Genomic DNA, 3,639 nt, shown 5'->3' with positions numbered 1-3,639 from the left:
AATGCTGAAGAGACTTGCAGCCACTTCTTAAGATCTCAAATGGGTTCTATAGAATCTCCTTTGATTTTTCGCCGAATTAACCACTTCTCAAGCTCGATCGCGCCAAAGACGACGGTACTCAAAGCAAAGCAGATAAACAGATCGATCGCGGATAGTGGGGTGGTTTGGAATAGGGTTTGTAAAATGGGAATATAAATTACTGACATTTGCAGCCCAAACGTTAGCAAGACGGCTCCTAGGAGTGGTTTGTTTGAGAGTAAGCCAATCCGAAATAGAGAGTCGCGATCGGAACGCATGGTTTCAGCCATGCCCATCCGCGATAGGGCGAGTGTTGTGAATACCATTGTTTGCCAACTTGCTTGCTCGGAAGACCAATAGCGATAGGCGATCGCCAGTAGAACCAATCCTAGTAGTAGACCGATCCAAATAATGCCTCGACCGACACCACGACCAAAAATACTCTCATCGGGAGGACGAGGCAGGCGGCGCATGATTTTCCGTTCCGAGGGTTCTACACTTAATGCTAAAGCCAGTAAGCCATCTGCCAAAAGATTAATCCACAAAATTTGCAGAGGGATTAGCGGTAGCGGCAGTCCAAAAAATGGAGCGAGGAGGATGACCCAGAGTTCGCCAGCATTTCCCGTTAAGGTGTACTTGATAAACTTGCGAATATTGTCATAGATCATGCGCCCTTCTCTGGTTGCGGCGACGATGGTGGCAAAATTATCGTCTAACAACACCATGTCAGCAGCTTCTTTCGCAACATCAGTACCTGTGATGCCCATGGCAATCCCAATATCCGCTTGCTTTAATGCAGGTGCATCGTTGACTCCATCCCCCGTCATTGCCACGATATGGCCGCGTTTTTGTAATGCTTGCACAATATCTAATTTATTCTGGGGCGAAACCCTTGCATAAATAGATATGTCCTCGACCTGTTCTTGCAGTGCCTGTTTAGACAGATTCGATAGTTCCTGTCCAGTAAGAATAGAATCGTTGGGAACAATGCCCAATTCCCGCGCGATCGCTTGAGCTGTGAGGGGATGATCGCCCGTAATCATCACAGGACGAATGCCTGCTTCTCGGCACATTTGCACGGCTTCTTTAGCTTCATGACGCACGGGATCGATCATGCCCACCATACCGATAAAGATCAGATTTTGTTCTAGGGTCTCTCTGCGATCGGATATGGTTTCATCTGCATCAATATTTAGCGAAGTGAAGGGGCGAAAAGCAATACCTAAGACGCGCATGCCATTCTTTGCTAATTGGTCATTCTCCTCACGAATTTTTTGCTGCCAATGTGCATCGATCGCTTCCGGCTTCCCATTCACCCAGACCTGAGTAGAAATCTCCAGCAAACTGCCAACACTTCCCTTTGTGAAGGCAATATGAGATATATCTCCGAATCTCACGCACTCAGATACAACAAGTTCTAGTGCTTTTGGCATTGGAGTTGCGATCGGCGGAAGTGTATGCACAGTTGTCATCCGCTTGCACCCTGCATCAAAAGGTTCTTCCGCCACACGGGGTAGTACCTGCTCTAACTTCTCCTTCCACAAACCTAGTCTGGCAGCGGTCATCACGAGGGCTCCTTCCGTCGGATCTCCCACGGCATGAAACTCATGGGGACGATCTGGCTCAGGTTCTAAGAGCGCATCGTTGCAGAGTACCCCGCCCGTCAAGAGCCATGCCAGCTCTGGTTGCTCTTGTAATAAGGGAGAAGGTAATAAGCGAGAAGGGTCGGTATAGGTATTTAAGGCAGCGCGATGCTCTGGGCTGGTCAAATCAACCCGATGGTCAGCCATAGCCAGAAACGTTGCAGTCATGCGATTTTCGGTCAGAGTGCCTGTCTTATCAGAACAAATGACCGTCACGGAACCTAAGGTTTCAACGGCAGGTAGTTTGCGGATTAGGGCGTGCTGTCTCAGCATTCTCTGCGCCCCTAGGGCTAGGGTAATGGTAACAACGGCTGGCAACCCTTCGGGGATGGCGGCGACAGCCAAACTTACAGCGGTGAGGAACATTAACGACAATTCTTCACCTCGCAGCAGACCTAGCCCAAAGATCGCGAACACGAGGAACATCGTGACGATCGCCATTCTGACACCGAGTTGATCCAGTCGATGCTGGAGCGGGGTTGGTTTGGGCTGTACGGTTTGAATTGCCGTAGCCACATGTCCTAGCTCTGTATCGTTGCCCGTTTCTGTGACTACTGCCAACCCTCGCCCATAGGTGATTACGGTTCCCATGTATGCCATATTGTGCCGATCCGCTAACGGTGGCTCTGTCTTGGGTAACGCACTGATTAGCGTTTGAGCATTTTTATCGGTTGGCTCTGATTCCCCCGTAAGTGAGGATTCCTGAATCTGTAGATTGGAACTTTCCAATAAACGGTAATCTGCTGAGGCTAGATTTCCAGTTTCAAGCAGAACGATGTCACCGGGTACAAGCTCGCGAGCGGAGATTTCCTGCAAGCGATCGTCTCGATGCACTTTAACCGTGGATACCGCCAGCTTTTTGAGGGCGGCGATCGCTTGACCTGCCTGATATTCTTGCCGAACTCCCAAAATGGCGTTAAAGGCAACAATGGCAAAAATCGCACCAGCATTGATATAGTCTCGCAAAGCAATTGAGATCAGAGCCGCCACGATCAGAACTACGACCATTGTTGCCGTCAGTTGCTTCCATAGGATCTGCCAGAGGTTTTCCCTTGGTTCCTCTGTTAGCTCATTGAAGCCATATTTCTTTAAACGGTCAGTAACTTCGGCTTCGCTCAAACCGCGATCGGCATTCGTATCCAATTGTTGCAATACTTCGGCTGAGTCCAGCTTATACCAAGTGCTCATACCCTTTTCCTGATTGTTAGTGCTGGAGTGATGAAAACAAGTGCCAACCTAAGCAAACAGACCTGATATAGTTTGGCGAAAAGCAATTAAAGCATGCGAAGCCTGCAGTGGCTTTAGCTCTTCTAGTAATTGGTCAGATACCGCTGAGGTAACAATGGTTTTAAGCTCAATGTTGGTGTTATAGCCAGCCATATCGCTCATGCGTCTCCCATGACTGCCCGAGCCTTGTGCTGGAATAATGGTGTAGCCAGGCGCACCCAGTTCGGTAAGCAGATGGATCAACCGCTCTTGTAATACTGTTTCACCAATAATGGTGACGAGAGTGCCTTCACTTAAAGGAGAAGAGGTCATAAAAGCTCCAAGAAAATTGTATTGAAAGGTTTAAAAGTTTCGGGAGAATTCCCTCAACCGACTCTATGGGGTCGCCGAGATCCGTTCTTCCGCTTTTTCGGGCGATCGGTGGCAGCTAGATACATAGAAGTGGCAGAGATGACTACCAGTAGGCTCGCCATCGCCACACCCGTTATAGCAATCAGTGGTGTATTTATCTGGCGAATCGCGATCGCGACCAATGCCCAAATCATGACGAGGGCGTAGGCGGTGTCGTGATGCTCGATGACGATCGGAACAGCGATCGCGGTATAGTTCCTGAGACCTTTTTTGTCGAAACATCATCAGTTTTTGCTGCTCGACCAGTAATTTTCGAGCCTGTTCGCTAGACATTCCCTGTAGTAGATGGCCAATTCAAGGATGAAATGCAACGGGGTCTGATGAAGCAAAGAATACTTCG

General features: G+C 48.9%; 3 protein-coding genes. All 3 read right to left on the bottom strand.

The genetic code is table 11. From position 1 onward, the window contains the following. Positions 1–35: 35 nt before the first annotated feature. Entirely contained in the window at positions 36–2,849 is a 2,814-nt protein-coding gene (locus V2H45_RS25360) for a cation-translocating P-type ATPase (protein ID WP_330486481.1), read from the bottom strand. 48 nt (positions 2,850–2,897) lie between these two features. Next, positions 2,898–3,200 carry a P-II family nitrogen regulator gene (locus V2H45_RS25355; RefSeq protein WP_330486480.1) on the bottom strand — a complete coding sequence of 101 codons (303 nt, stop codon included), beginning with the start codon at positions 3,198–3,200 and terminating at the stop codon, positions 2,898–2,900. A 63-nt stretch (positions 3,201–3,263) separates the two neighbouring features. Continuing rightward, the gene (locus V2H45_RS25350) at positions 3,264–3,572 is read right to left on the bottom strand and encodes a hypothetical protein (RefSeq protein WP_330486479.1); all 309 of its coding nucleotides are present in this window, start codon (positions 3,570–3,572) and stop codon (positions 3,264–3,266) included. Positions 3,573–3,639 lie beyond the last annotated feature (67 nt).

The organism is Tumidithrix elongata BACA0141 (assembly GCF_036349135.1).
GTDB lineage: Bacteria > Cyanobacteriota > Cyanobacteriia > Pseudanabaenales > Pseudanabaenaceae > Tumidithrix > Tumidithrix elongata.
This window is presented reverse-complemented; position numbering and strand designations above follow the sequence as displayed.